Here is a 24,872-nt window from a genome sequence, read left to right on the forward strand (position 1 = left end):
CGGCCTCGGCCTCCTTCAGAAAACCGATGATCTGCTCTTCGGTGTAACGCTTCTTCATGTCCAATCTCCAGACTTCGGGTGATTGGACTCCAGATCGGCCTGCTACTCAATAGTGGGGGATGGTCGCTATTGGATTGAGCTGTCTCAGCCGTTTTTCGATGAAGTCATCGAGCGCTCTGTACCGCTGGACTTCGCAACACTTCGGGCATTGAGATCGCCGCTCTCAATCGACCTTTACGCGTGGGCGACCGACCGCGTATACCGTTTGCATAGGCCGACCACGATCTCGTGGCAGAGCCTACAGAACCAATTCGGTGCGGAGTATGCGCGCCCGCAAGACTTTAGAAGAGCCTTTATCCTTGCGCTCGGCCGTGTTTCGCTCCTTTGGCCACAGCTCAGAGCAAAGCCGATGAAGAAGGGCTTACAGTTACGGCCGTGTGCAGCTCATGTCAGCCCGCGGATACGGATATAGCGTGCGATATGTGGCTGCATAATAAAGTCTTATGCATGCCAATGGTGAGTTGGCTGGGGTTGAACAGCAGGCGCGGCCACAGGACCGCCATTCCCTTCTAGGAGATAGCGGTCCGCGTGTGACCGCTTAGCCGATTCTGTTGAGCATCTTCCCTAAATAGCTGCTCCTGCCGTCTTGCATGAACAGCACATGCCGGTCTTCCAGGTCCGTTTTCTGAGCGGAGTCGCCGACATTGAGTAGATCAGCAAACTTTGTCGGCGACAGCACGAAAGCGTTCAATATCAACGCCGAGTCTCCCGGCTTGGCCTGGCTGGCTAGTGCTGCCTCGAGCGTTTTCACTTCTTTATAAAGCCCGAGCTTGGGATGCGAAAGATCCAGGTTGCGAAGCCCCTTGGGATCCACAAACGTCAGCCACTGCTGACCCGTATCGTCGTCCACCAGCCACAGCAGGAAGTCTGGATAAAAGTTGCCAGCCAAAGCGAAGCCAAGGCCTTTTTTCTCGTTATCGGCATTGCGCAGTAGGTAAAGGCTTCGACCGCCAATGGCCGCTTTGCCTTCGGGAGACTTGTAGAAAGCTTCCAGGTCGCGCACAAATTCCCACTCGCTGGGTGCGTCGAAAGCCAACGGCCGCATTCTCAGAGGAACAGCATCTTTATCTTCTAGAGCCAGTAGTGGGTAGTAAAGATGGCTGTCGAAGCTAATTGTCACCATGTGCGGCGCATTCCATTGGCTTGCCTCGCCTATCTTGCGGTCCGCTACCAGCTGCTTGAGTAGTTCCAGATTTTTCAGGTACTCCAGCCCGTCGTCGGTGTTGTCGACCTCAAACTGGTACAGCTTGAGCATCGATCCGTGATCTTCATCGATATGAGCAATATCGTAAAATTGGCCTTCATAGCCTTTCTTCAGGGCGTTGTAAAACCGATCGGTATAGTCGATCAGCAGTCGAATCAGGATATCTTCTTGCTTTCGAATGTCGCCGAAGCTACGGACATCCAACTCAGCCGCCGGGATGAAGAGGGTGTACCAGTCGGTGGAGCCGGAGCAAAAACCGATCAGCTTCTGCCGGTCGAGGCGTAGATTGCTCCAGCTACGTTGGATCTTGTACTCCTGCAGCGCCAAATAAATGCGGTCCCAATCGAATAGCGAAAAGAGCTGCGTATCCAGCTTGCCTTTGTTTCGGGCTTCTGGCGTTGCGTGGCCGCTTTTGCCCTTGGTTTTGCTGCGTTCGGTGCTAAGCGCCTCTACCCGAGGATAGAGGTCCAGCGCCACGTGAGGCGGTTTGATCTTGTCCTCGAACTCGGCGGGGATCTCGTACAGCCAGGGAAAGTGCGTGCGCTTGAACCCCTGTTTCTGATTGTCCTTATAACCATCTTTCAGCGTCAGCGTCTTGAGTTTGCTGGCAGGGAGGTTGGCCCGCGTTTTAAAGTCCAGCTCCCACACTTCGTCGCTAGGTGTGATCCCTTCTTCGCGCAGGTAATCCTTGAAAGCGGCCATATAGCTAGCGCGCACCCCAAAGACATTGAGCGTTTCCAACTTTTCCAGGTGGACGCCCTTGGGCCGCTCTTGTGGCGTTGTGCGCTTGAGCGAAAAGCTCTGGCCTTTCAGGCGCACGCCGCGGCCAAACAGCTGAATAATCTGCGAGCCTTCGCCTTGGCCCATGTTCAACAAGCCCATGGTAGAGACGCGCCAGCTGCTCCATCCTTCGGTAAATTTGCGAGAACCAATCAGCACGTTGAGCTGGCTGTCTTTATTGTTCAGCGTTCCAAAAAGGGCGCCGCCAAAATCGTCGCGTTCGCTGTCGAACGCTTCTATGTTCTCCGCCAGGCTGAAAAACTTGCTGTCATCGCCGATGTTGATGAGCCCGAAGGGTTCGGCATCGCCAACGCGTAGCGCCAACTCGCCTTTGCTTGTCCTGATATTGACCAGCTTTAGCCGCTGTCGGGCAGGCGCATTGAACACGCGCTGCAGGATGTCGGTATAGAGGGCATCGACTTTGCCGACAAAGCTCATTAAAGGCGTAAAGCGGCCTTTGAAAATGTTATTGTCGTTGACATCCAGGATCAGAGCTCGATCAGCGATTAGATCGGCGAGCCAAGTCTTGATTCTGGCGTCGTCGTTGAGAAAGTTTGCTAAGAAGCGGAGCACTACCAAGACATCCGAGTCTTCGCCGGCCACCGTGTTGCCCACGAACACCCACAGCGGCTTTTCTAGATTGAATTCGCTTAGCTTTTCTCGGTGGGTGCTCCACAACCAAAGCTGCTGATAGAAGGCCAGCAGGCAGCCGGTGAAATATTTGGCTGCATTATCAGCCTGCTCGTAGGCCTCTTCTTTCATGTTGAGAATCAGCGACTCTTTGCCATAGCCGTCTTCGTAGAAGAACTTGTACGAGTAATCGAAAAGAATGCACTTGGCGTAGATCTCGCGGGTGGCCGTGACACGGGCGAGGCGCTTTTCCTCGCCGGTCAGTGTCAGCTGTGCCAATTCGTCTTCGTCCAGCTTCTTGAAGCTCGTAGTGCCGAATAGCATCTTGGCGCGTTTTTTCTGGATCTCCTGCTCAGCCGTTTCTACGGTATAGCCTTTGGCTACGGCCTGCCCGAAAGTGGCTGAATACTCAAAGGCGAAGCCACCCTGAACCAGCGCGCTCCGGCGACGCATCCAAGCCATGGCATCTTTGCCCGTGCCACGGTGACCTTCGTCCACCAGGACCAGGTTATTGCCTTCGAACGCTTCGACGGCAACTGTTTTGTCGCCCGTGGCATCGCCCAGCTTGTTGATGTCGATCACATCGACCGTGCCAGGGAAGCGCATTGTTTGGTTTTTGTTAAAGGCCTGGGCCGTAATTCTCGACCGCTTCAACTCGTCCAGATGCTGCCGCGACAACCCTTCGTTCGGGGTCAGCAGAATGATCTTGTCCGGATAGCTGTTCGAGTGCTCGGTCTGAAAATAGTGCAAATACTGTTTGATATTCACGTGCAGCAGCAGCGTCTTGCCGCTGCCGGTGGCGTTCCAGAACGCGACCTTGTTCAGATCCTCGGATAAAAAAGCCCGGAAAGGTTCAGCGCCTTGTTCTTCCCGGTAGCGAGCCATCTCCTCATTCAAGCCGTCGAGCAAGGCCTGGCGCTTGTTGAAATACCAGTCCAGATAAATCTCGGTGAACAGCAACGACAAGTACTGGAAGTACTTCATCTGCAACTCGTGGCCTTCCAGCTTATTGCGCTCGGCGGTGATAGCTTGCCAGTGACGAACAATGCTCAGGTCATAGCGGCGCAGGTCTGCTTCGGCTACCAGGTTGGGGTTAAACAGCCCGTGCATCAGCTCGTAGAAAAACTTGCTCTGCCCGTCGTCGTCGATGCCCTCGTGCCGGTCTTCACCCAAGCGTTGTTTCAAGCTCGCCAGCTTGTCGGTGTTGAAAAACCTCAGCATCCAGCGGTTGAGGACGAGTTCCTGGTGGAAGCTGCGTTTGGGCGTCTTCTTACTCACTCCGAATCCCCATTCGTCCTGTTCTTCTTGCTGGCCTTGGTCGATCGGACATTGCGCTTTCCGGGCTTTGTTTCGAGCTGTCGAGCAGCAGACTCTAGTTCTCGAATATTCTCGATGGCCCCCAGCGTTTCTTTCTCTTCGCGACGAAGGGCAGCGAACTTCTCGAACTCGGCGTGGGCGATAGCGTCGGCTTGTTTGCGGGAGCGTTTACCTGCGTCAGGCAGAACCTGGCGGTCGTTGAAGCGCAGAAAATCGTCCAGCTTCTGCTTCCAGTCCGCCATGAAGACCTGCTTGCGACGCTCGGCCTGATCTTCGGCAAAGTCCAGCCACATGGTGATGATGCGGTTCAGCTCGCGAACTTCATCTTCATTCAGGTAGTTCTTGGCCACCGTGACATCCTGTTTGCGCACGTCCTCGTGCGTCCAACTCGTGAGCCCGGCGTGGGGCAACAGGTGATTGATGCGGCTGGTGATGATCTCCGGTGCCGTCATGCCGGTAACGGCAAAGTGCAGCTTGTTCTGAATGGTTTGGAAGAAGCGCGTGGTTTCCCTCAGCGATGGCTGATAATCCGCCGCCAGCGCGAATATCTCGCGCACCCGTAGGTACATCCGCCGTTCGCTGGCACGAATGTCGCGAATTCGATCGAGCATCTCGTCGAAGTAATCTGGCACGGCGGAGCCCGCCACAGGCGGGTTCTTCAGGCGCTCATCGTCCATGGCAAAGCCCTTGACGATGTATTCACGCAGCACTTGCGTGGCCCATTGACGAAACTGGGTGGCGCGTACCGAATTCACCCGATAGCCCACGGATATGATGGCGTCCAGATGGTAAAAGCCGGTCAGGTAGCGCTTGCCGTCGGTGGCAGTTATCCGGAATTTCCGGATAACTGATGCCTCGTCTAGTTCATTGTCCTGGAACGTGTTTTTCAGGTGTTCGCTGATAGTGCGCACATCGACGCCAAACAGCTCAGCCATCTGCTTCTGGGTTAGCCAGAGGCTTTCGTCATGAAGGCGGGCCTCAACGCGTAGGCGGCCATCCTTATCCGAATAAATCACCAGCTCGCCGGCCATGTCAGGTTCCGGCGGCGATGCTTCCCCACGGTCTGCCATTACAGATCCTCCACAGAGAACATGCGTTCCAGGAACTCGGGCTCGATCTGGCGCAGCTTGAGCTCACGGGTTGCGCCGCCATTCTCGGCCGTCTGAGTCAGCTTGGTGGGGATATTGTGGTCGCCGTTGATATAGACCACGTCGAACTCGTTATCAGAGGGGTTAATAGCAAGCTTTTCGCACAGGCCGCTAACGCCTTCGTAATCCAATAGTTCGCAGTCGCGCCAAAGCACCAAGCAGCTTTCGTCACTGGGCAATGTGCCCGTCACGGTCACAAAGCCTCGGTCTGGCTGGGCCTCAATTTGTTTGACTCGCAGGCCGACCAGATAATTGAACGTCTCCACCAAGTCGACCTGGGTAGGTTCACAGGCTCCGGCGGAATCTGTAGCGATATTCATGCCGTAATCGAAGGGTTTTTTGAAATCTTCGACCGACAGCAGCGAACCCTGGCTTTCAACATTCAGCATGTAATGCAGCCGGTAGTCATCTTTTGCTTGTTGGTCCAGCAGTCCGAGAGTCTGATGCTGCTTGGCGTCACGCCGCAGCTGCAGGTTGTTCAGGGTGTCTTCGTAGCTTTCCAGTTCTAGGATCTTGAAGCAGTGAGAGATTCCAGTTTCTGGGGTGGTTGGCTCGCCGCTAGCCCATTCAGCGGAGAAAACAATCTTCTGTAGTCTTGGTTTGAGCGCAGTGTCGAAGTATTCTCCTTGCTCGACGAGCACATACTTCCGATCCATTCCATCTTTTCGGTTCAAAGAAAGTGTAGCGTGACCAGTCGTCCCTGAGCCGGCAAAGTAATCGAGCACTGTGAAGTTGCTTTTTCCAAAAGACTGCATCCAAAAAGCTTGTTCAAGTGTTTTCACAGACTTTGGATAGTCGAACACATCACCGAGCCCTAGGTTGTCCAAGATCGCAGTTCCGTTAGTGCCGGCGTTGTAGTCCGCTCCAATCCAGTTGCTGAAAAGTGTTTCACGCTTGTCTCGATGATCGATTATCTGCTTGATAGCTCCTCGATCAGTTAGAAATATTTCGCCGTTCTCTACACGTTCTTTGCCCGTCTCGCGGGATGAGCGCCAGACACGTTCTTCACCACTCGAGTTGATCGGATAAATCCGCTCCAATCCTTCTGGTGTTCTCCCCGTTGGATACTCCGTATCAAGAGGAGGAGGTGGCTCTGTTCCTACGACCTTTCGCGTACCAGGGTCAACTAACAGCGCATAAAAGCTGCGCCAACGACCAACCCCTCCACCACGGGGCGCGCGATAATTGTTGTCCGCAGTCCCGCTGCGCATAAAACTGCGTTCTTCAATCTCGTCTTTTTTGGGAAACCCCAAGTGCGAGGGGCCATTAGCTGGCGATGCGACGATGTAGTATTCATGAGTTCGGGAGAGCCGCCCCCCGGAGCCTTGCGGGTGATGATTGACGACGATAGTTGACACATCAGAATCAGAAAAATGATCGCGTAAGCACGCAAGTGCATTGCCGAACTCGTAATCATCTATCGCGAATCCGAATGAGTACAAGTCTCCGAATAATTGCCGCGCGAGCGGAATTGTGTTCGAGATCAGAGCTAGCCAGCTGGAGTGCTCAAACTGATTTTTGTAGGCGATCTTTGAGTGGACAGTGTTATACGGAGGATCTATGTACGTGAAGTCGATGCGTGCCTTATAACGTTCTTTGAATAAATTCAGCGCTTGAAAATTATCGCTGTGTACTACTACTCCGTCCAAAGTGGTATCGATATCGTCGATGCTCGCGAGAAGCTTATATTTGAAATCGCTTCCGAATAGACTGGTATCTACCATCTTAGAAAGCCCGGACTTCATCGCCTCGACCGTTGTAGGAGTTTCGGCGCCACAAACTTTGAGCCGCTTCCACTGCTCCCACTGCAGCTCGTTCGCAACGATCTCGGGGTAAAGCTCCTCCGGCACTCGGTCTAACGTGATGCAGTAATGGCTGGACACTACAAATTTCTTTTTCAACCAAAGCCTTTTCTGGAAATTTTCCAGTTGCGCGAGAAAGTCGATTAGCTCTAACGCAATCGATCTTAAGCATTGGATCATGCGAAGGTTCTTTTCGATGTCGGAAAAGGCGCCGGCGTTCTGGACATCGTCCAAGTGCATGACTTCGTTTTTGATATAAAAGTCCAGCTCTCGGCCTAGGAAGCCTCCAAGATCCTTGTGGATAAAGTAGTCAGCTGTATTCTTAGTCGTGTAGTCCGTCAGATATTTTTCCAGCAAGGTGCGATGCGGTTTATCCTCTGTGGGTGCGCGTTTGGCTAGGTCCGGCCAGTGGGATTTAACTTGTTGGTCGGCTAATACTGCATCCACGCCCTGGCTGACCAACGCTTCCTGCTTCGTGCCCTTGGGCTGGGGCGCATACTCGAAGCGGATGATTAGGTCTTTTCCATTAGCTCCGTTTACTTCTTCAACCGGGATCAAATCCTCTTCGTATTCGTCGCCATGTTCGTCAGTGCGAGCCAGCGTCTTTGGTTCAACCAGGGCGAAACGGCGTTCCTTGTCGTTGTCTTTGCGGTTGTCCTTAGCGGTGTCCGCCGCGACTAAGCGAAAGTGCACGGTGCGGCCATCGTCCAGATTGAAACTGTAGTTCGCGAAATTTTCGCCGCTTTTCGTGTAGTACTGGTCCTTGTTGGCCCAGTGGAGCATGACTTCTTCCCCAGCGTAGGGGATAGCGTAGGTGTCGCCCTTGTAGCGACGCTGACTGATGAAGTCACCCTTATCGTAATAGCGCGAGAAAAAAGTCAGCAAGTGTGAGTACACGGCGTTTTCGTGCTTTGAAGCGCCTGTGCCGTAATCGGCTAGCTTCTCACGCAGCTCCAGCACTTTGGGCACGTTGTTCGGGTCCAGTCCATCGGCGGCGTATTGTTCTTCCTTTTCTTTCAGCTCGCGGGCCACCTGTTCACGCTGGGCTTCGCTGCCGCTGTTCAGTGCTGCTTCTACTTTTTCAGGCAGGCGCTGTTCCAGGTACTCATTGATCTCGTCGGCTCGTGCATTGAGGATGCGGTAGATGCCGAAGTCCAGCTCGGGACGGTCGATCTGGAAAATCTCACGCAGCTTGGCGACGAGTTCCTGAAATTTAGCGTTTTGTGCTGCGCTCATGATTCAAACCTTGTAGATCGTTCGGCTGCGTTATTTGCGTGGGTGTCATACAACCTGCCAGCGCAGGGTGAATAGGGTGTCGGTCTCGGTTTTTTCGTGCAGGCGTCGCTGAAGGGAATCGATCAGTTGGTCGCGCTGCTCGATGATTTCGTCTTCCACGGCAAAGATGTCTTGCCGCTGACGGCGTTTCTGCTTTTCGAGTGCGGCCGTTTCCCGCTGTATATCTGACTGCTCCTGCAGCGTGGCGGCTTTACGCGCATCACGCTTGAGCTGAGTAATCCGTGCCTTGGTGTTCTTCAGTGCTTCTTCGGCGGCCAGTAGTTTGTCGTCTGCCCATTTCTCGAGCTTGTCGCGTTCTTCGTTGAACAAGCGATGGTTGGCTTCGAGAATCTGGGCGATGGCCGCGGCGACGTGTCGTTCGCTGTCCGCGATCAGCTGAGCTGGGGGTGTGCCTTTCGATGGTTTGGGTCGACCTTGGGCCCCTATGGCCATCAGTTTTTCACAAACATCCTGATCTAGTGTCCGGCCAGCATCAGTAAGTCCAGAAAATAGCAGGGTATCAGTGGTCTCAAATGCGGTGACCTGGAGGCGATCCAGGCGTAACCAGCCGGATTGACCCCCGAGGCTCTCAACTACGCTGATTTTGCTGGCGTGGGCACTGTAATCGAAGGTAATGAATGCGGTGGGTGTCGAGACCCCCAAGCCAGTTTCCACCGCCCATTCGCCCAGTGGGTGGCTTAGCCGGTACGCGTGGGCGAGCATGTCGGGCTGGGCCGCGCCACGAATGAGTTGATAGCGGCCCGGAGCGACGGGTGGGCTAATACCTGGCGGTGATTGCTGGAGGCCAAAGGCGTATGAGGCGTCGTCGAAGCGTGCTTGTTCGTCCAATGCGTAGCGTGTGACGCCCCAGAACCAGCGGCCCAGTTTATCGAGGCGTGCTTCGGCTTCATCCAGCCGCAACTTGAGCCGGTCGTGGACTTCTTCGTCGAAGTTTTCCAGCAACTGGCTTTGCGTGTCCTTTATTCGATCATTGATCGCGTCTTCCAGGTCGGCCTGAAGGGCGTTGAATGCCTGTTCTATGTCGTCGGGGTGTCGGCAGGTTTCGTAAATAGAGAGGATGCGCTTTTCAAAGTCGATGCCACTCTCAATGCGCCCCAGGACTTCATCCGAGGCCCCGAAAACGCCAGAGAATAGATGCAGCTTTTCCGACAGTAGCTCCAGTACGCGCTGATCGGCTTGGTTGCGTGTGTTGAGGAAGTTGATCACCACCACGTCGAAGCGTTGCCCGTAGCGGTGGCAGCGGCCGATACGTTGTTCAACGCGCTGGGGGTTCCAGGGCAGGTCGTAGTTGATCAACAGCGCACAAAATTGCAGGTTGATGCCTTCCGCGGCGGCTTCGGTGGCGATCATGATGTCGGCGCCCGTGCCGTCGTCTTTGCGAAAGTGGTCGATCAGGGCCGTGCGCCGATCAACCTGGGGGGATCCGGTTGCCCGGTCTGTACCGTGGTGTTCGGTCCGCCATTGCTGATAAATGGCGGTGGTGTCTGGGTGATTGTTGGTGCCGCTGAACATTGCCAGCTGGCCGTCATAACCGTTGGCAGCCAGAAATTCGTACAGATAGTGTTGAGTACGCTTGGATTCGGTAAAGATGATCGTCTTACGAGGCGCGCCTAGATTGGCCATGTTGGCAAAGCCGAGCTGCAATGCCGTGAGCAAGGATTGCGCCTTGGTGTCGGTCTGGAGGCTCTGGGCCAGTGCGATGATGCTATTCAGCTCATCGACTTCCTCGCAGATCGCTCGCTTTTTTTGTTGGGGGCTGAGCGGTGCCTTATGACTTGCGGTTAGCGCATTTTGGCTGGGTTCTTTGGCGTCACCGTTTTCGGCCAGTTCCAGCTCTTCGAGATAGTCAGTTTCAAGGTCGTCTTCTGCTATCCATTGCTCAAGCAGGTTCACGTCCTCGGCAACCGTGTCATCCGCCAGTAGCTGCTCTAAGCGTGCTTGGATGGTTAATAGAGTGCCGACAATAGCCGGGGCGCTCGAGGCAAGCAGCTTGCGAAGAATCAGGCCCGTCAGATGACGTTGGCGCTTGGGCAATGCGAAAGATTCTTCGCGCAGCAAAAAAGCGGACACCCGCTCGTAGATCGCTTGCTCGGCGTCGGTGGGGTTGAACGGCTGAGTGAGTGCTCTGCGCTCGGTGTACTGGATATACTCCAGTACGTCCTTGCGCAGCGTGCGCTGGGTAAAGCCTGCCAGTCTCCCGCGTAGCTCTTGGAGCCCGTCAGGATTGTTGATGTATTGCTTGCGAAAAGCTTTTTCGTCGCCGAACAGGTGTTCGTCGATCAGAGTCGAAAGCCCGTACAACTCCATGAGTGAGTTCTGGAGCGGTGTTGCGGTCAGCAATAGTTTTTTACGGCCTTCCAATGCTCTGCGGAGCGCCTGTCCGGTGCGGTTGCTCTTGCGATGAGCGTTGCGCAGCTTGTGCGCTTCATCAATGACGACAAGATCCCAAGGGATGCTGCGAAGCTCGGCCTCCAGTCGCGCTGCAAACTGGTAGGAGACGATGATCACTGATTTGCCTGCCAGGCGCTGCAAGGTCTCTTGTTCGCTACCGGCCGATTGCTTGCGCAGGGCGATTGTGTCCAGGACCGTGCCGGGCACAGCAAATTTTTCCAGAAGCTCCTGCGCCCATTGCTTTCGTAGGCTGGCTGGTGCGATCACGAGCAGCTTACGGCGGCGCTCGGCCCATAGCTGGCATATGACCAACGCTGCTTCGATGGTCTTGCCTAGTCCGACTTCATCAGCAAGCAATACCCCTTGCTGTAATGGGTTTCGCAATGAGAAGAGGGCGGCTTCGATTTGATGGGGGTTTAGATCTACGCTCGCATCAAATAGAGACTGTGATAGGCGATCGACGCCTTCCAGGGAGTTTCTGGCTGTGAGTTCGTGGGCGTAATACTTGGCGTGGTATGCGGTAATCGTATTTTTCATGGCAGCTCAGCTGTCTTGTTATTCCGCGTCAGGCATTGGCTGTGATGTCTTCTTGCACGAATAGGTATTACTGAGTGCCCTGATCGGGTAATTGTCATCCAAGAGCATCCAGCCGCCGCACTAAATCCTCGGCCCTTAGATGCGTATACCGCCGTAGCATCTGCATGCTTTTGTGGCCGCTTATTGCTGCGACTTCCTGATCTCCTAGACCCAACTCGACGAGGCGGCTGACTGCTTCGTGTCGTAGATCGTGGAAGCGTAGATCGGTAATGCCGGCGTCTCGTGTCGCTCGCTTCCAGCCTGGCCCGTATTGGAATCCTCTGCGAATACCGTCACGCCCAGGTTCGCCGAAGAAGGCCAGATCACAATCGATCGGCCGAACGGGGCTATCTAGCGCGACGCGAAGCACTTGCGCGGCTTCGGTGGACAGCGGCACGGTGCGGGACTGGTTGTTCTTTGTGTCGCGGAGCAGGGCGGTGCGACGTTTCAGGTCGACGTCGCGCCGGCGTAGACGTTGAATCTCGCCAACTCGCATGGCTGTGGCCAATGCCAGACGGATCATCAGGCCTAGCATCGGGTTGGACTGGCCCTCGGCCGCCCTGAGGAGCTTTTCAGCTTCATCGTGTGACAATCTGCGATCCCTGGCTTTGCCGGGCTTAGGCGTGCGTACAGCGCGACAGGGATTGGCCCAGATACCGACGCGCCATTCTTTGATGGCGATCTCGAAGATATGAGAGAGCAGGGCGAGCTGCAGCCGGACGGTATCGCGGGATTTACCGTCGGCTAGCTGTTCATCCCGGTAGCCGGCGACTACATCGGGCGCTATTGCGACGAGGCTGTATTGGCCGAGAGCGGCACGCAGCTTCCGTGCCTTGGCTTGCTCGGCTTTCTGGGTGCTTTCTTTTTTGGTGGGCGTGACGTCGCTCAGGTAGCGATCGATAGCTCCGCTCAGGGTCATCCGTTCGGCGGGGGCGCGGTTCTGATAGATGCCGCGTGCCATCTCGTCTTCGGTGCGCCGTGCCCAATCCTCGGCGTCGCGTTTAGTCCGCCAGGTCTTTGAGCTGGTCGGCCAGCCTTGGCGTCGGATGACGGCCTTCCAGCGGCCAGCTTCGGTCTTAGTGAGGGTCGCCATTGCACGCCTGCTGCACCGAAAGTGTACCTATAATGTACCTCTGGGCATGTCGAGACGCAAAGCGTGTTCGTAACTTGCTGATTTGATGGTGGGCCCGGCAGGACTCGAACCTGCGACCAAGGGATTATGAGTCCCCTGCTCTAACCAACTGAGCTACAGGCCCTGATCGACGCGGGGTGCACTATAGCGGGATAGCTCAAGGTCGCCAAGGATAAGCGCCCTTAGCTCCGGCGAGGGTGGCTGCGGGGCGTTGACGATGTCGTGGCGCATCGGCGCCAAGCGGGCGAGCAGGCGATTCTGCACGCCGGTCGACAGTTGCTGTTTTTCCATCGCGCGCACGAGATTTTCGACCAGGGCATTGAACTCGGTGCTGGTGATGTCGAGGCCGCGGTGGACATTGGCCATGTCGTCACCGGTATAGGTGCAGGGCCCGCCGACGTTCTCGCAGAGAAAATCGGTCAGCATGTGGTGTAGGCGGTTGATGTCGGTGCCACGAAAGTCATCGACGAGCCGTGGGTCGGCGGCAATATCGAGCAACAGGGTTTCGGTCAGCCGGGCGATGCCGGCGCGTTCGCCGAGCTGCACGTAGAGGGTGTCCGGCGCGCCGCGCGGCGTAGTCTGGCAGCCTGTCAGAAGAACGCCGACGAGAAGGACCAATCCCGGGATCGCGCGTCGCCCGCCCGTGCATGCTGAGAGTAGTGCGCGAATACACACCGCCTAGAATCCGCTCTGCAGGGACAGGAAATACCCGTCCTGATCGTCGAAGCCGGCAATGCGGCCGAGGTCGACATACGCGAGCGTGAACGCCAGCAGACGCGAAGGCGCATAGACCAGATAAAGCGTTTTCCAGTCGTCTTCAGCGACGGCTTCGAGGTTGTCCGGCTTCTGTCGATATTCCGCGCCGAGCAGCCAGCGCCGATCGAGAAACACACCGGCGCTGAACTCGCCGACGAGCGCGTAATCGTCGTCGCGTGCACTGCCGAAGCCGAGCAGGCCCAGCTGATTGGCGCGTGTCGCGCGTAGCGTGGCGTTAACGATGACGTTTCGGTCGGCAACGGCGGCCAGAAATACCTTGCTGGCGGCCAGATAGAAATCGATGCCGCCGGAGTCGCGGGCGCCGAGCAGCGCCGGGATGCCGAAGTCCGCATTGTGCGTGTACTGCATGCCCGCGCTGTACTGGCCGAAGCGATCATAGAGCGCTTCGCCGGCCAGGCGTAGCTTGAGGCCGATGGTCTGCTGGCGAATCGTCGTGTCGAGCGGGCGCACCGACAGCCGGTTCTGAGCGACAGTGACTGCCAATCGGTTCGCCCAGTTGAAGCCGATACTCACGGTCTCGACGCCGAAGTCATCGACCTGTGCACTGGAAACGGCCACGTTCACCGTCGATTCGGTATCGCTCGCATAACCGTTGAGCACGGCCCAGGTCGTGATGCCGCCGCCGGCGGCACCGTTGATGTTGGTAACGCCGCCGGTGGCCCAGAGACGGCTGCCGACGGCCTGGGCATAGCTCGCCCAACCGACGAGCAGCACGACAACCAGGCCGGCAGACACGCGATGGGCGGCCGTCATGCGCGTGTCTTGCGGTCGGCAGCGCGGTCGAGCCAGCGGCCGAGGTTGGCCTGGTGATCGGCGAACCAGGCGCCGAGTTCCGCGGCGGGCATGGGCCGGGCCAGAAAATAGCCCTGCATGAGATCCGTGCCCTTGTTGGACAGGTAACGCCAGGCCGAGGCGGTTTCGATGCCTTCGGCCACAACGTCGAGCCCCAGCTTGTGGCCGAGGTCGATGATGAGGTCGACGATGAACTGGTCGGCCGGCGTATCCGCGAGCTGGCTGATGAAGGACTTGTCGATCTTGAGCTCGTCGGGCGCGAGTTGCTTGAGCTGGGCAAGCGAGGAATAGCCGGTGCCGAAATCGTCCACGGATATGCGTGCGCCGCGGGACTGCAGTGCGCGCAGGTTCTGCAGCGCGGTATCCGGTTCGCGCAGCAGCGCGCTTTCGGTGACTTCCAGGGTAATCAGCTGGCCGTCGCCGGCGGCCGCAAAGACCGGCGCAAGCGTTTCGTCCAGCGCGGTTTGCGCAATCTCGTCGGCCGACAGGTTGATCGCCACGCCGAGCTTCATGCCCTCGCGCTGCCAGCGGGCCAGATCCTCGGCGATTCGCGCGACCACCCATTCAGTGACCAGGCGGATCTGGCCGGAACGCTCCGCGAGACGAATGAATTCATCCGGCGCGATGGCGCCCAGTTCCGGATGTACCCAACGGGCCAGTGCTTCGACCTGATGAATATCCGCACTGGCCAACGCCATTTTCGGCTGATAGACGAGCGAGAGTTCGCCGCGCTCGATTCCCGGCGCGAGCCCCTGAATGATGGCGAGTTCGCGCTGGTGGGCTTCGTCCATGCCCGGCTTGTAGACGAACGTGGCGCAGCGGTGCTGGCGAGACCCGTTGCGGGCGATTACCGTGCGCCGCCAGGCGGCTTCGATGTCTGCGGCGTGCTCCGGCACGCGTACGACACCGATTTCGAGCCGCATCTGAATCGACGTGCTCTGCAGATAGACGGGTTGTTCCACCTGGCTGCGCAGGGCGTCGATCAGCCGTTGCGAGGCGTTGTCGTCGTCGGTGTCGGCGACCAGCGCGAGGAAGTCATTGCCTTCGATGCGGCCGAGAGTGTGTGTGGTGTTGCAGATCGTCTTGATACGGCCGGCCACGGTCTTGAGGACTTCGTCGCCAAGCCGGTAGCCGAGTGCCCCGTTGATGCGCGAGAAGTCGTGGATGGCCACGCGGACCAGCGTGAGCCGCTCTCCGGCATTCATGCGGCGGTACAGCACGTCACGTACGGCGCTGCGGTTGAGAAGCCCGGTCAGAGCATCGTGCGTGGCCTGATGGCGGATACGATTCTCACGCTGGCGCACGGCGTGCTGCATGTCGTTGAGCGCGTCGGTGAGCACATCCAGCTCGCCGATGCCCTGCGCGCTCGGCGGCTCGTGGTAGTGGCCGGCCGCGACCGATTCGGCGAACTCGCTGAGATCGCGCACGGGCTGGCTCAGCCGGCGCGCCAGGCCCATGGCCACGAGCGCGCTCACTGCCACCGTGATCACGAAAACCAGACTCAGGCTGCTGGCGAGATCGTAGTAGGGCGACAATACCGTGTCCCGGGTCAGCGACAGGGCGACGTCCAACCGCGTGGCCCCGGAGTCGAACAGGGAATGCTCGTCGACGAGAAAGGCTTCGGCGCTGCGAAGCATGTCCGGCGGCGTGTCGCGGCTCTGCGGGCCGGTGCGATAGAGCTCGCGTGTGCCTTCGCGCACGATGAACTCGACGTTCACGCCGGTGACACTGGCGAGATTGCGGGCGATGTCCGCGTTAATAGCGAAACCCATGCCGATCCAGGCGATCAGACGTGGGGCGTTCACCGGGGCGATCACGAACTGGTAGGGGCGCTTGTCGACCATCACCAGACCGGTGGCGCTGCCCAGGCGGCGGGCCCCTTCGAGAACATCCTGAAAAGGCAGGGCGCTCGCGTTCGGCTGGGTGCGTGGCACGAGGGTGGTCAGGCCGCCGGCAGGATCGGCCAGCATGGCCAGATCTGCCTGGGCACGGTTGCCGAAGTTGCGCAGCACGGTGCGCTGCGTGGGCTCGTCCTGGGTGGCGATCGCGGATTTGAAGCCGTAGTCGGAGGCCAGAATGCTGACCGTGGACAGCAGCTGGTCGGCGCGCAGCGCCATGAGCTCGTCGAGGACGCGATCGGCGACCTGCAGCGTGTCGCGGGCCTGGTTGACGCGCTGTTCGTAGGTGCGATGCAGAATGGCGATGGTGACCAGCAGTTCCGCCAGCAGCACGAACCCGAGCAGCGCGATGATCAGCTGATGACGGAAGGTGTGCGGCCGTAGCGTCACTGGGCGATCCGGTTGAAGCGTTCCTGCAGGCTCGTGCCGTCGGGCCGGGCCGGCGCAGGCGGCGGTGCAATATCGATCGGCACATGCATGAAATCAGTATCGGCCGGCATCGCCCGAACCACAGCCGTCTGGCCATGGCTGAGCCACTCATGCCAGATCTCGACCTCGCGAGGGACGTCCGGCACATCCGTGAGCAGTGCCTGACCGGCGCTATCGGTCACCGCGATGCGCGGAGCATCCATGACGACGATGAAGGCCTGCATCTGATCGTGGATATTGCAGCCGATCGATACCACGCCCGGCGTGTCGAAGTATTCCGGACGCTGGGGGAAGCCAACGTAGAGCTTGATATCGAAGGTCTTTGCCTGCGAAAAGGAATAGACGTGATGCCGCGTGGGGTCGTAGTTCGGAAAAGTCACGCTGGTATGGACCGGAATTGCCAGCACATGCGGGATGAACGTCATCTCGCGCTGGCTCATGACTGCGGGCGGCGGGTCGTCCTGTGGCGGCGGGGCGCCGTCCCAGCGCAGCGCGACGGCGGCGTTCGCCAGCGCGCGCCCTTGCGGATCGGTGACCTGAATACGCACGTCCCGTGCCTGGGCGATGTCGCAGGCCAGCGGCAAAGCCAAGAGCGCTACCGCGGCGAGCAGGCTGTTCCAGGTTTGACGGTGTAACGTCCCGAACACGTTCGATTCCCCCTCCGGTGCGATCCCGGGCGGGTAGGGCGTCGCCGCCAGGGCGAGCGCCAGGCCACGATACGCGGACTCATGACGTAGTACGCGCGCGTCAACGCGCCGGATTAGCCGTGCGCCATACGCCATGCGGCCGTCCCAAAATCTATAGGACGGCCGCTCGCGGTTTTTCTTGAGACCTCTGGGAAGGTTTGGCCTTGCGTGCTACTCGTCGAGGAAGCTCTTGAGGAACGTGGCACGCGACGGATGACGAAGCTTGCGCAGCGCCTTGGCCTCTATCTGACGGATGCGCTCGCGGGTGACGTCGAACTGCTTGCCGACTTCCTCGAGGGTGTGATCGGTATTCATGTCGATGCCGAAACGCATGCGCAGCACCTTGGCTTCGCGGGGCGTGAGGCTGGCCAGCGTGTTGTGCGTGGCCTCGCGCAGCGATTCGCCCGAAGCGGAGTCATCCGGCGCCACTGCGTTGATGTCCTCGATGAAATCGCCGAGGTGGGAATCCTCGTCGTCGCCGATCGGGGTTTCCATCGAGATCGGTTCCTTGGCGATCTTGAGAACCTTGCGAACCTTCTCTTCCGGCATCTCCATGCGCTCGGCCAGTTCGTCCGGCGTCGGCTCGCGGCCCATTTCCTGGAGCATCTGGCGCGAGATGCGATTGAGCTTGTTGATCGTTTCGATCATGTGCACCGGAATACGGATGGTGCGTGCCTGATCGGCGATCGAGCGGGTGATGGCCTGGCGAATCCACCACGTGGCATAGGTCGAGAACTTGTAGCCGCGACGATATTCGAACTTGTCGACCGCCTTCATCAGGCCGATGTTGCCTTCCTGGATCAGGTCCAGGAACTGCAGGCCGCGGTTGGTGTACTTCTTGGCGATCGAAATCACCAGGCGCAGGTTGGCCTCGACCATTTCCTTCTTGGCACGGCGGGCCTTGGCCTCGCCAATCGACATCTTGCGGTTGATTTCCTTGATGTGATTGACGTTCATGCCGTTTTCGGACTCGATCTCGCGGATGCGGCCCTGGGCCCGCACGAGATCCTCGCGGCGACCGGCAATCGTGGACGAGTAGCGGCGCTTGGCGCGGATCAGCTTGTCGAGCCATACCTCGCTGGTGAGGTTGTCGGGCAGCTGGCGCACGAAGTCGCGGCGCGGCATGCCGGCCTCGGTCACGCAGATCTGGAGCATCTCGCGTTCGATGCTGCGGATGTCGAGCATCGTGGTGCGCAGCTGCAGGGTCAGATCGTCCGCCGTCTTGGGCACCAGCTTGAAGCGCATGAAATGCGTGGCCAGCTTGCTCAGCGCCGCTTCGGTCTCTTCATGCTCGCGGCCGTGCTTGTCCAGCGTCTTGACCGCGCCATTGTGCAGCGTCTTGAGCTTCTTGAACTGGGCCTTGGCCTCTTCGGGGTCGGGCCCGTCATTGCCCGGTGCAGAGCCTTCTTCGTCCTCGTCCTCGGCGGACTCGTCCTCGTTGACGATGGGGTCGCCGGTGTCCGGGTCCACGAAGCCCACCAACACGTCCGTCAGGCGCTTGTCGCCGGCCTCGACCTGGCTCCAGAGTTCGAGCAGGCGCCCCGTGGTGGCCGGAAAGTAGGCCAGGGCGAACATCATCTCCGCCAGGCCTTCCTCGATACGCTTGGCGATCCGGATTTCGCCCTGACGGTCGAGCAGCTCGACCGTGCCCATCTCGCGCATGTACATGCGCACCGGATCGGTGGTGCGACCGAACTGCGGATCCAGCGCGGCCAGCGTGGCCGCGGCTTCTTCCGCGTCGTCGTCATCGTCCTCGTTGACGGTATTCTCGGAGAGCAGCAGGCTGTCGTCGTCCGGTGCCTGCTCATGGACAGTGATGCCCATGTCGCTGATCATGTTGACGATATCTTCGATCTGCTCCGGATCGACGATATCGTCAGGCAGCGTGTCGTTGACCTCGGCGTAGGTCAGATAACCTTTCTGCTTGCCGTGGGCAATCAATAGCCGAAGCTGAGATTTCTTGTCTTTGCTCATGTGCTCTGCTGCGTATGTTGGGCTCGTGGGACGTGGCGAACGCTGCGATAACCGGCCATGGTAACAATTCGAACTACCGAGAGCGACTCGAACGGCTTGTCGGGTTCGTGTTGGTCAGGCCGAATTGCGACGAACACTCCTGAGTTTGTGGTGCAATTCCTTCAGTTCCTGCGCGGCGGTGGCGTCCAGCGGGCCACGGGCCTGCGCGGCGACCAGCGCGTCGTAGCGCTGTCTCAGCGTGGTCTGCGACGCAGTCTTGGCGCCGAGATGCGCGATCGCTTCATCGAATTCGCGCGCGCGGCTGTCATCGTCGCCGGGCGGCGTGGTCGCGGCCAGTTCCTGCAACCGGTCGAAGAACCGGTGTTCGCGATAGCGCTCCAGCCACTGCGATACCGATACATTTGGGGTGCTCGCGAAAAACTCAATCGCCTGCGCGAGAATCGTGGCCCCCGGGCTGTCGCTTTCGCGCAGTACCGCAGGGTCCGACACGTGGCGGGCCAGCGCGGGATCGGCAAACAGCAGACTCATCGCTCGGCTCACCGGCGTCACTCTAGTCTTTTGTTCTCTCGTAGCTTTATCGACCGGCGCCGTACTCTTTGAAGGCGCGCTGGCATACATGGCGCGCAGGTCGTCGGCAGGCAGACGCGCGAGCTGGGCCAGTTCGCCGATCAGTTCGGTGCGAAAGGCTTCCGGGGGCAGCGCATTGACGTAGGGCCGCGCTTTTTCGATCAGCGTGGCGCGGCCATCCGGTGAGTCGAGGCTGACGCCATCGGTCAGTGCGTCGATGAGCACGGCCGAGGCCGGGCGGGCCGCGTCGATCGCCGCTTGAAAGCGTTCCGAGCCGTCTTCGCCGCGCACCATGGAATCGGGGTCTTCGCCGTCGGGCACGAACAGAAACCGCACGCGCCGTGCGCCGCGCATGACCGGCAGACTTTGATCTAGCGCCTTGCGCGCGGCGCGCACGCCGGCCGCGTCGCCGTCGAAACAGAAAACCACTTCCTGGGTATGCCGAAACAGCGTGGTCAGATGCGATTCGGTGGTGGCCGTGCCCAGCGTGGCCACCGCATTGGGAAACCCGTGCTGGGCAAGGGCGATCACATCCATATACCCCTCGACCACCAGCAGGCGCGGTAGGTCGCGCAGCGCCTGTCGCGCCTCGAACAGCCCGTACATGTGATCGGATTTGTGGAACAGCGGCGTTTCGGGCGAATTCAGATATTTCGCCTTGTCGTCGCCCAGCGTGCGTCCGCCGAAGGCAATCGTGCGTCCGCGGGTATCGCGGATCGGAAACATCAGCCGGTTGCGAAAGCGATCGAAGTAACCGCCGCTGTCGCGCTCGATCAGCAACCCGGCACGTTCGGCCGCCGGCCGGTCGCGCAATTTTCGCGTGAGGCCGTCCCAGCTGTCGGGCGCGTGGCCGAGGCCGTACTGCTTGGCCATGGCGCCGGTTACGCCACGTTGCTTGAGATAGTCGATAACCGCCGGACTGCGGCGCAGCGCCGACTGGTAAAAACGGTCGGCGAACGCCATGGCATCGAACAGCGGATCGCGCGGCGGCCCGGCCGGTGCGCTGTCCTGGGCGTCTTTCGGCAGTTCGAGGCCGGCGTTCTGGGCCAGTACTTCGACGGCATCGCGGAATTCTAGGCGATCGTATTCCATCAGGAAGCTGATCGCCGTGCCGTGTGCCCCACAGCCGAAGCAGTGATAGAACTGCTTGGTCGGCGATACCGTGAACGAGGGCGTCTTCTCGTCGTGAAACGGGCAGCAGGCGGCGAACTCGTGCCCGGATTTCTTGAGCGACACGCGCGCGTCGATCAACGACACGATATCCGTGCGATCGAGCAACTGGTCGATGAAATCCTGGGGTATGCGCGCCATTGCGATTCAACCTCCCGATAGCGCGGCGTAGCGAAGCCGCGTTTGCAGGACATCGCGCGGCGGCCTGGCCGGCCTGCCTGCAAGGACCGGTTCAGCGCAGATCACGAGCTTCCCCGATCGACATGTCGCAGGCAAGCGCCCACGCAGCGAGGTTATTGCAGCCGTGTCTTGAGCCGCTGGCTGACCACGGCCATGTCGGCCTGGCCCTGGAGGCGTGGCTTGAGCACGCCCATGACCTTGCCCATGTCGCGCATGGAGCTGGCCTCGCTCTCGACGATGGCCTTTTCGATCGCCTGATCGATTTCGGCCTCGCTGAGCTGGGCGGGCAGGTAGTGTTCGAGTACCGCGATCTCGGCGGCTTCGGCGTCGGCCAGTTCCGGGCGGTCGGCGTCGCGGTACTGCTGCTCGGCGTCCCGGCGTTGCTTGACCATCTTCTCGACCACCGCCAGCACGTCGGCGTCGGAAAGCTCGCTGCGCTCGTCGACTTCGCGCTGCTTGACCGCGGCCATGAGCATGCGAATCACGGCAAGGCGTTCCTTGTCGCGCGTCCGCATGGCGGATTTCATGTCATCCTGAAGCTGTGCTTTGAGGCTCACGCGCGTACTCCTGTCGAAGAATTCTGCCTGACAAAGAAAAACAGCGGCCTTGGAGCCGCTGTTTCATACGTCGGTCTGAAGTCCGCGATCAGTACTGGCGCGTGAAGCGCTGCTGCTCGCGCTGGAGCTTCTTGGCATGCCGCTTGACGGCCGCGGCGCGCTTGCGCTTGCGGGTCTGGCAGGGCTTCTCAAAAAACTCGCGACGGCGTACTTCGGTGACAACGCCCGCTTTTTCGCAGCTGCGTTTGAAGCGACGCAGTGCAACTTCGAACGGTTCGTTTTCTTTGACGCGTACGCTAGGCATTGAGCAATCACTCTCCGGAAAATGCAGTTGTGTCCATCCAGCCATGGGCATATCCGAGACCCGACGGCTAGAATAAGGCGATGAAGTCTAATCCCTGCCGACCCCTTTTGCAAAGAAAAAACGTCATCCTCGGAATCGAGAGCTCCTGCGACGAAAGCGCGGCCGCGATCTACGACAGCGAGCGCGGCCTGCTGGCCCATGCGTTGCACAGCCAGGTGGCCCTGCACGCCGATTACGGCGGGGTGGTGCCGGAGCTGGCGTCGCGTGATCATATCCGCAAGACGCTGCCGCTGATCGAGCGTGTTCTGGCCGAGTCCGGCCACCCCGAATTGACCGGTATCGCGTACACGCGCGGCCCGGGTCTCGTCGGCGCGCTGCTGGTTGGTGCCTCGGTGGCGGCCGGGCTGGGGATGAGCCGCAACCTGCCGGTGCTGGGTGTGCATCACATGGAAGGGCATCTGCTGTCGCCCATGCTCGAGGATGATCCCCCGGCGTTCCCGTTCGTGGCTCTGCTGGTATCCGGCGGCCACACGCTTCTGGTCAAGGTCGACGGTGTCGGGCGTTATCGCCTGCTCGGACAAAGCCTGGACGACGCCGTCGGCGAAGCCTTCGACAAATGCGCAAAGATGCTGGGGCTCGGTTATCCCGGCGGGCCGGCACTCGCGGCGCTTGCCGCGCACGGGCGTCGCGATGCGCACGCGTTTCCGCGGCCCATGCTCAAGCGGCCGGGCCTGGATTTTTCTTTCTCCGGGCTCAAGACCGCGGTCATGCTGGCGGTCAAGGCCGCGCCGGATACACAATCCGCGCGCGCCGACATCGCCGCGAGCTTCGAGCAGGCCGTGGTCGACACGCTGGTCGCGAAATGCGCGCGAGCGCTAGCGGCCTGCAAGGCTTCGCGGCTTGTCGTCGCCGGCGGGGTCGGCGCCAACGCGCGCCTGCGCGAGGCGCTGTCCGAGCGCGCCGCGCGCGACGGCTTTTCCACTCATTTCCCGCGTGGCGAATTCTGTACCGACAATGCGGCCATGATCGCGCTGGTCGGCAGTTTGCGCGCCCGCGAGATGCGCCCCGGTATCGCGCCGGCGGACGCCGCCGCGCGCTGGCCGCTGGACAGCCTGAAGCCGCCGGCTGACGCGATCGAGGCGCCGGCCTAGACCGCCACCCCCAGCCAGAAAATCAGCGTGAGCATGGCGAGCACGGTCTGGCCAGTGATTATGGCCGCCATGAGTTCGCTGTCCCCGCCGAGCTGGCGCGACAGAATATAGGCCGAGGTGGCCGTGGGCACGGCCGTGAACAGCAGCGCGACGTGCGTGGTCTGTGTGTCGAGGCCAACGAGCAACGCCAGCACGAGCGCCAGCGCCGGGAGCAGCATCAGTTTGACGAGCGTCGCCAGCCAGAACGCGCGGCCCGCGCGCAAGACTGCGGCCGGCCGCAGCGCGGTGCCGACAGTGATCAGGCCCAGCGGCAGGGCGGCCCGGCCCAGCAGACGCAGGGTCGGTTCGGCAACGCCGGGCAGGCCGATACCGCTCAGGTTGAGGGTGATGCCGATCGCGCAGCCCACGATCAGCGGGTTGCGCAGCAGTTCGCGCAGGCTGCGGCCGATGCTAGCGTGGCCCAGCGTGCCGGCGGCGACGAAGCACAGCACGCACAGCACGTTGATCGTGGGCACCATGAGCGCTATCGCCACGGCAGCAATCGTCAGCCCCGCATCGCCGTGCAGCGCGGCGGCACCGGCAAGGGCCACATAGGTGTTGAAGCGCAGCGCGCCCTGAAAAACAGACGTGAAAGCGGGGGCGCCCAGGGCAAGACGCCGCCGCGCCGCCCACAGCAGGCCGGCCATCACCAGAAGCGGTGCGAGCACGACGGCGGCCAGCGGCAGGACCGTCACACGCGCGACATCCGCCGTAGCCAGTGTCGCGATCAGCAAGGCAGGAAACAGCAGCGTGTAGATCAGTCGCTCGGCACGCGGCCAGAAATCGCCACCGGGATATGCGCGCCAGCCGAGCCATGCGCCCAGCGCGATCAGCAGGAACAGCGGGGCAAGCGCGGACTGGACGATCGGCATCGAACGCGGGCTGGGTAACGCGGTGCGTCAGTATCGCATGCGTGTTCGTAGCTGGAGCGACCCGGGCGGTGACGCCCGGAACGTATGGCGTCAGTGCTAAGCTGCGCGTAATCAGCACCGCAGATCCGGCCACCCGTATCGGGCGGCCTGCGAGTCGTTACAAGGGAGGCGACTTGGACACGATATTCATTCAGCAGCTGGGGGTCGACACGATCATCGGGGTCTACGACTGGGAGCGCGCCACGCCCCAGCGGGTCTACATCGATCTCGACATCGGATTTTCGACCCGCGATGCGGCCGCCGATGACGACGTTGCCCAGACCCTGGACTACAAGGCCGTCGCTGATCGCGTGCGGGACTTCGTGGCCGCGTCGCAGTTCAAGCTCGTCGAAACCCTGGCCGAGGAAGTTGCCCGCCTGTTGCTGGCAGATTTCGATGTGCCCGAGGTGGGGATCCGGGTGAACAAACCCGGTGCCCTGCCGCAGGCCAGCGGTGTCGGGGTGCGGATCACGCGGCAACGCGAGGTATGACCGAGGTTTATATCGGCATCGGGAGCAACGTATCGCCCCATGCCCATGTACGGCTGGCGCTCGAGTTGCTGGAGCGCAGCTTCGGCACGCTCAGATGCTCGCCGATCTATCGCTGCCCGCCGGTGGGTTTCGAGGGCGCGGATTTTCTGAATCTGGTGGCGGCCTTCGAAACCGAATTCGATCTCGATCGCGTGCACACGCAGCTGCGCGATATCGAAGCGGCCTGCGGACGTGACCGCGCGGTGCGCCGGACCTCGCGCACGATGGATATCGATCTGCTGCTTTTCGGCGATCGCACACAGGATGACGCCACCCTGCAGCTGCCACGCGCGGACATACTCGAATACCCCTTCGTACTGCGGCCGCTGTCGGAACTGGCGCCCGCGGCCATCCACCCGGCGCTGGGGCGCACCTACCGCGAGCTCTGGGGCGAATTCGGTACCGCAGGCCTGCGGCTCGAGGCCGTTACGCTCGACGCCGAGGCGCCGCTGGCGCTGTAGTCCGTGCCTGGCCGGGCGGCGGCGCCGTCACGGCAATGCCACGGATCGCGTGCAGCATCGAACGTTTCGCACGTGAGTCGTTTCGGACAAATGCCGGGTGCCACGCTATA

17 protein-coding genes and 1 tRNA gene are annotated in these 24,872 nt (G+C 60.0%); 3 read left to right on the forward strand and 15 right to left on the reverse strand.

Going from position 1 to position 24,872, the window contains the following annotated elements:
• Positions 1-598: 598 nt before the first annotated feature.
• From J7355_RS05765 to rpsU, 14 genes are all read right to left on the reverse strand, one after another.
• Positions 599-3,952 (reverse strand): DEAD/DEAH box helicase family protein, encoded by a 3,354-nt coding sequence (locus tag J7355_RS05765; RefSeq protein ID WP_221177930.1) that lies wholly within the window; start codon positions 3,950-3,952, stop codon positions 599-601.
• Entirely contained in the window at positions 3,949-5,061 is a 1,113-nt protein-coding gene (locus J7355_RS05770) for a virulence RhuM family protein (RefSeq protein WP_209060792.1), read from the reverse strand. Before J7355_RS05770 ends, J7355_RS05765 begins: the two co-directional genes overlap by 4 nt.
• Positions 5,061-8,177 (reverse strand): DNA methyltransferase, encoded by a 3,117-nt coding sequence (locus J7355_RS05775; protein WP_123591454.1) that lies wholly within the window; start codon positions 8,175-8,177, stop codon positions 5,061-5,063. Before J7355_RS05775 ends, J7355_RS05770 begins: the two co-directional genes overlap by 1 nt.
• A 45-nt stretch (positions 8,178-8,222) precedes the next feature.
• Positions 8,223-11,165 carry an SNF2-related protein gene (locus J7355_RS05780; protein ID WP_123591453.1) on the reverse strand — a complete coding sequence of 981 codons (2,943 nt, stop codon included), beginning with the start codon at positions 11,163-11,165 and terminating at the stop codon, positions 8,223-8,225.
• 94 nt (positions 11,166-11,259) lie between these two features.
• Complete coding sequence (locus J7355_RS05785) at positions 11,260-12,297, reverse strand: site-specific integrase (RefSeq protein ID WP_123591452.1); 1,038 nt, start codon at positions 12,295-12,297, stop codon at positions 11,260-11,262.
• An 86-nt stretch (positions 12,298-12,383) separates the two neighbouring features.
• Positions 12,384-12,460, reverse strand: a tRNA-Ile gene (locus tag J7355_RS05790).
• Complete coding sequence (locus J7355_RS05795) at positions 12,451-12,954, reverse strand: group 1 truncated hemoglobin (RefSeq protein WP_209060794.1); 504 nt, start codon at positions 12,952-12,954, stop codon at positions 12,451-12,453. The genes J7355_RS05790 and J7355_RS05795 overlap by 10 nt, the downstream gene beginning before the upstream one ends.
• 60 nt (positions 12,955-13,014) lie before the next feature.
• Complete coding sequence (locus J7355_RS05800; protein ID WP_209060796.1) at positions 13,015-13,866, reverse strand: DUF3034 family protein; 852 nt, start codon at positions 13,864-13,866, stop codon at positions 13,015-13,017.
• Positions 13,863-16,193, reverse strand: a complete 2,331-nt coding sequence (locus J7355_RS05805; RefSeq protein ID WP_209060798.1) for an EAL domain-containing protein — start codon at positions 16,191-16,193, stop codon at positions 13,863-13,865. The genes J7355_RS05800 and J7355_RS05805 overlap by 4 nt, the downstream gene beginning before the upstream one ends.
• Positions 16,190-16,879, reverse strand: coding sequence for a methylamine utilization protein (locus J7355_RS05810; protein WP_209060800.1), 690 nt, complete (start codon positions 16,877-16,879; stop codon positions 16,190-16,192). The genes J7355_RS05805 and J7355_RS05810 overlap by 4 nt, the downstream gene beginning before the upstream one ends.
• Before the next feature lie 210 nt (positions 16,880-17,089).
• A complete protein-coding gene (rpoD, locus tag J7355_RS05815; protein WP_209060802.1) occupies positions 17,090-18,892 on the reverse strand; it encodes an RNA polymerase sigma factor RpoD in 1,803 nt (600 codons plus the stop codon).
• Positions 18,893-19,006: 114 nt separating this feature from the next.
• On the reverse strand, positions 19,007-20,770 hold the full coding sequence (gene dnaG / locus J7355_RS05820; protein WP_209060804.1) for a DNA primase: 1,764 nt from the start codon (positions 20,768-20,770) through the stop codon (positions 19,007-19,009).
• Between the two features lie 152 nt (positions 20,771-20,922).
• Entirely contained in the window at positions 20,923-21,366 is a 444-nt protein-coding gene (locus tag J7355_RS05825) for a GatB/YqeY domain-containing protein (RefSeq protein WP_209060805.1), read from the reverse strand.
• A gap of 88 nt (positions 21,367-21,454) precedes the next feature.
• Positions 21,455-21,670, reverse strand: a complete 216-nt coding sequence (rpsU, locus tag J7355_RS05830) for a 30S ribosomal protein S21 (protein WP_006915178.1) — start codon at positions 21,668-21,670, stop codon at positions 21,455-21,457.
• 107 nt (positions 21,671-21,777) lie between these two features.
• On the opposite strand from rpsU, the gene tsaD reads away from it, so the two are divergent.
• Positions 21,778-22,821, forward strand: a complete 1,044-nt coding sequence (tsaD, locus tag J7355_RS05835; protein ID WP_348523002.1) for a tRNA (adenosine(37)-N6)-threonylcarbamoyltransferase complex transferase subunit TsaD — start codon at positions 21,778-21,780, stop codon at positions 22,819-22,821.
• Here tsaD and J7355_RS05840 read toward each other — a convergent pair.
• A complete protein-coding gene (locus J7355_RS05840; RefSeq protein ID WP_209060809.1) occupies positions 22,818-23,732 on the reverse strand; it encodes an AEC family transporter in 915 nt (304 codons plus the stop codon). The two genes, tsaD and J7355_RS05840, sit on opposite strands and share 4 nt — an antisense overlap.
• A 173-nt stretch (positions 23,733-23,905) precedes the next feature.
• Between J7355_RS05840 and folB the strand changes: the two genes are divergently transcribed.
• On the forward strand, positions 23,906-24,262 hold the full coding sequence (gene folB / locus J7355_RS05845) for a dihydroneopterin aldolase (protein WP_209060811.1): 357 nt from the start codon (positions 23,906-23,908) through the stop codon (positions 24,260-24,262).
• Complete coding sequence (gene folK / locus J7355_RS05850) at positions 24,259-24,762, forward strand: 2-amino-4-hydroxy-6-hydroxymethyldihydropteridine diphosphokinase (RefSeq protein WP_209060812.1); 504 nt, start codon at positions 24,259-24,261, stop codon at positions 24,760-24,762. Before folB ends, folK begins: the two co-directional genes overlap by 4 nt.
• The last annotated feature ends 110 nt before the right edge of the window (positions 24,763-24,872 follow it).

This window comes from Endozoicomonas sp. G2_2, from assembly GCF_017744135.1.
Classification (GTDB): Bacteria; Pseudomonadota; Gammaproteobacteria; order Nevskiales; family Salinisphaeraceae; genus Salinisphaera.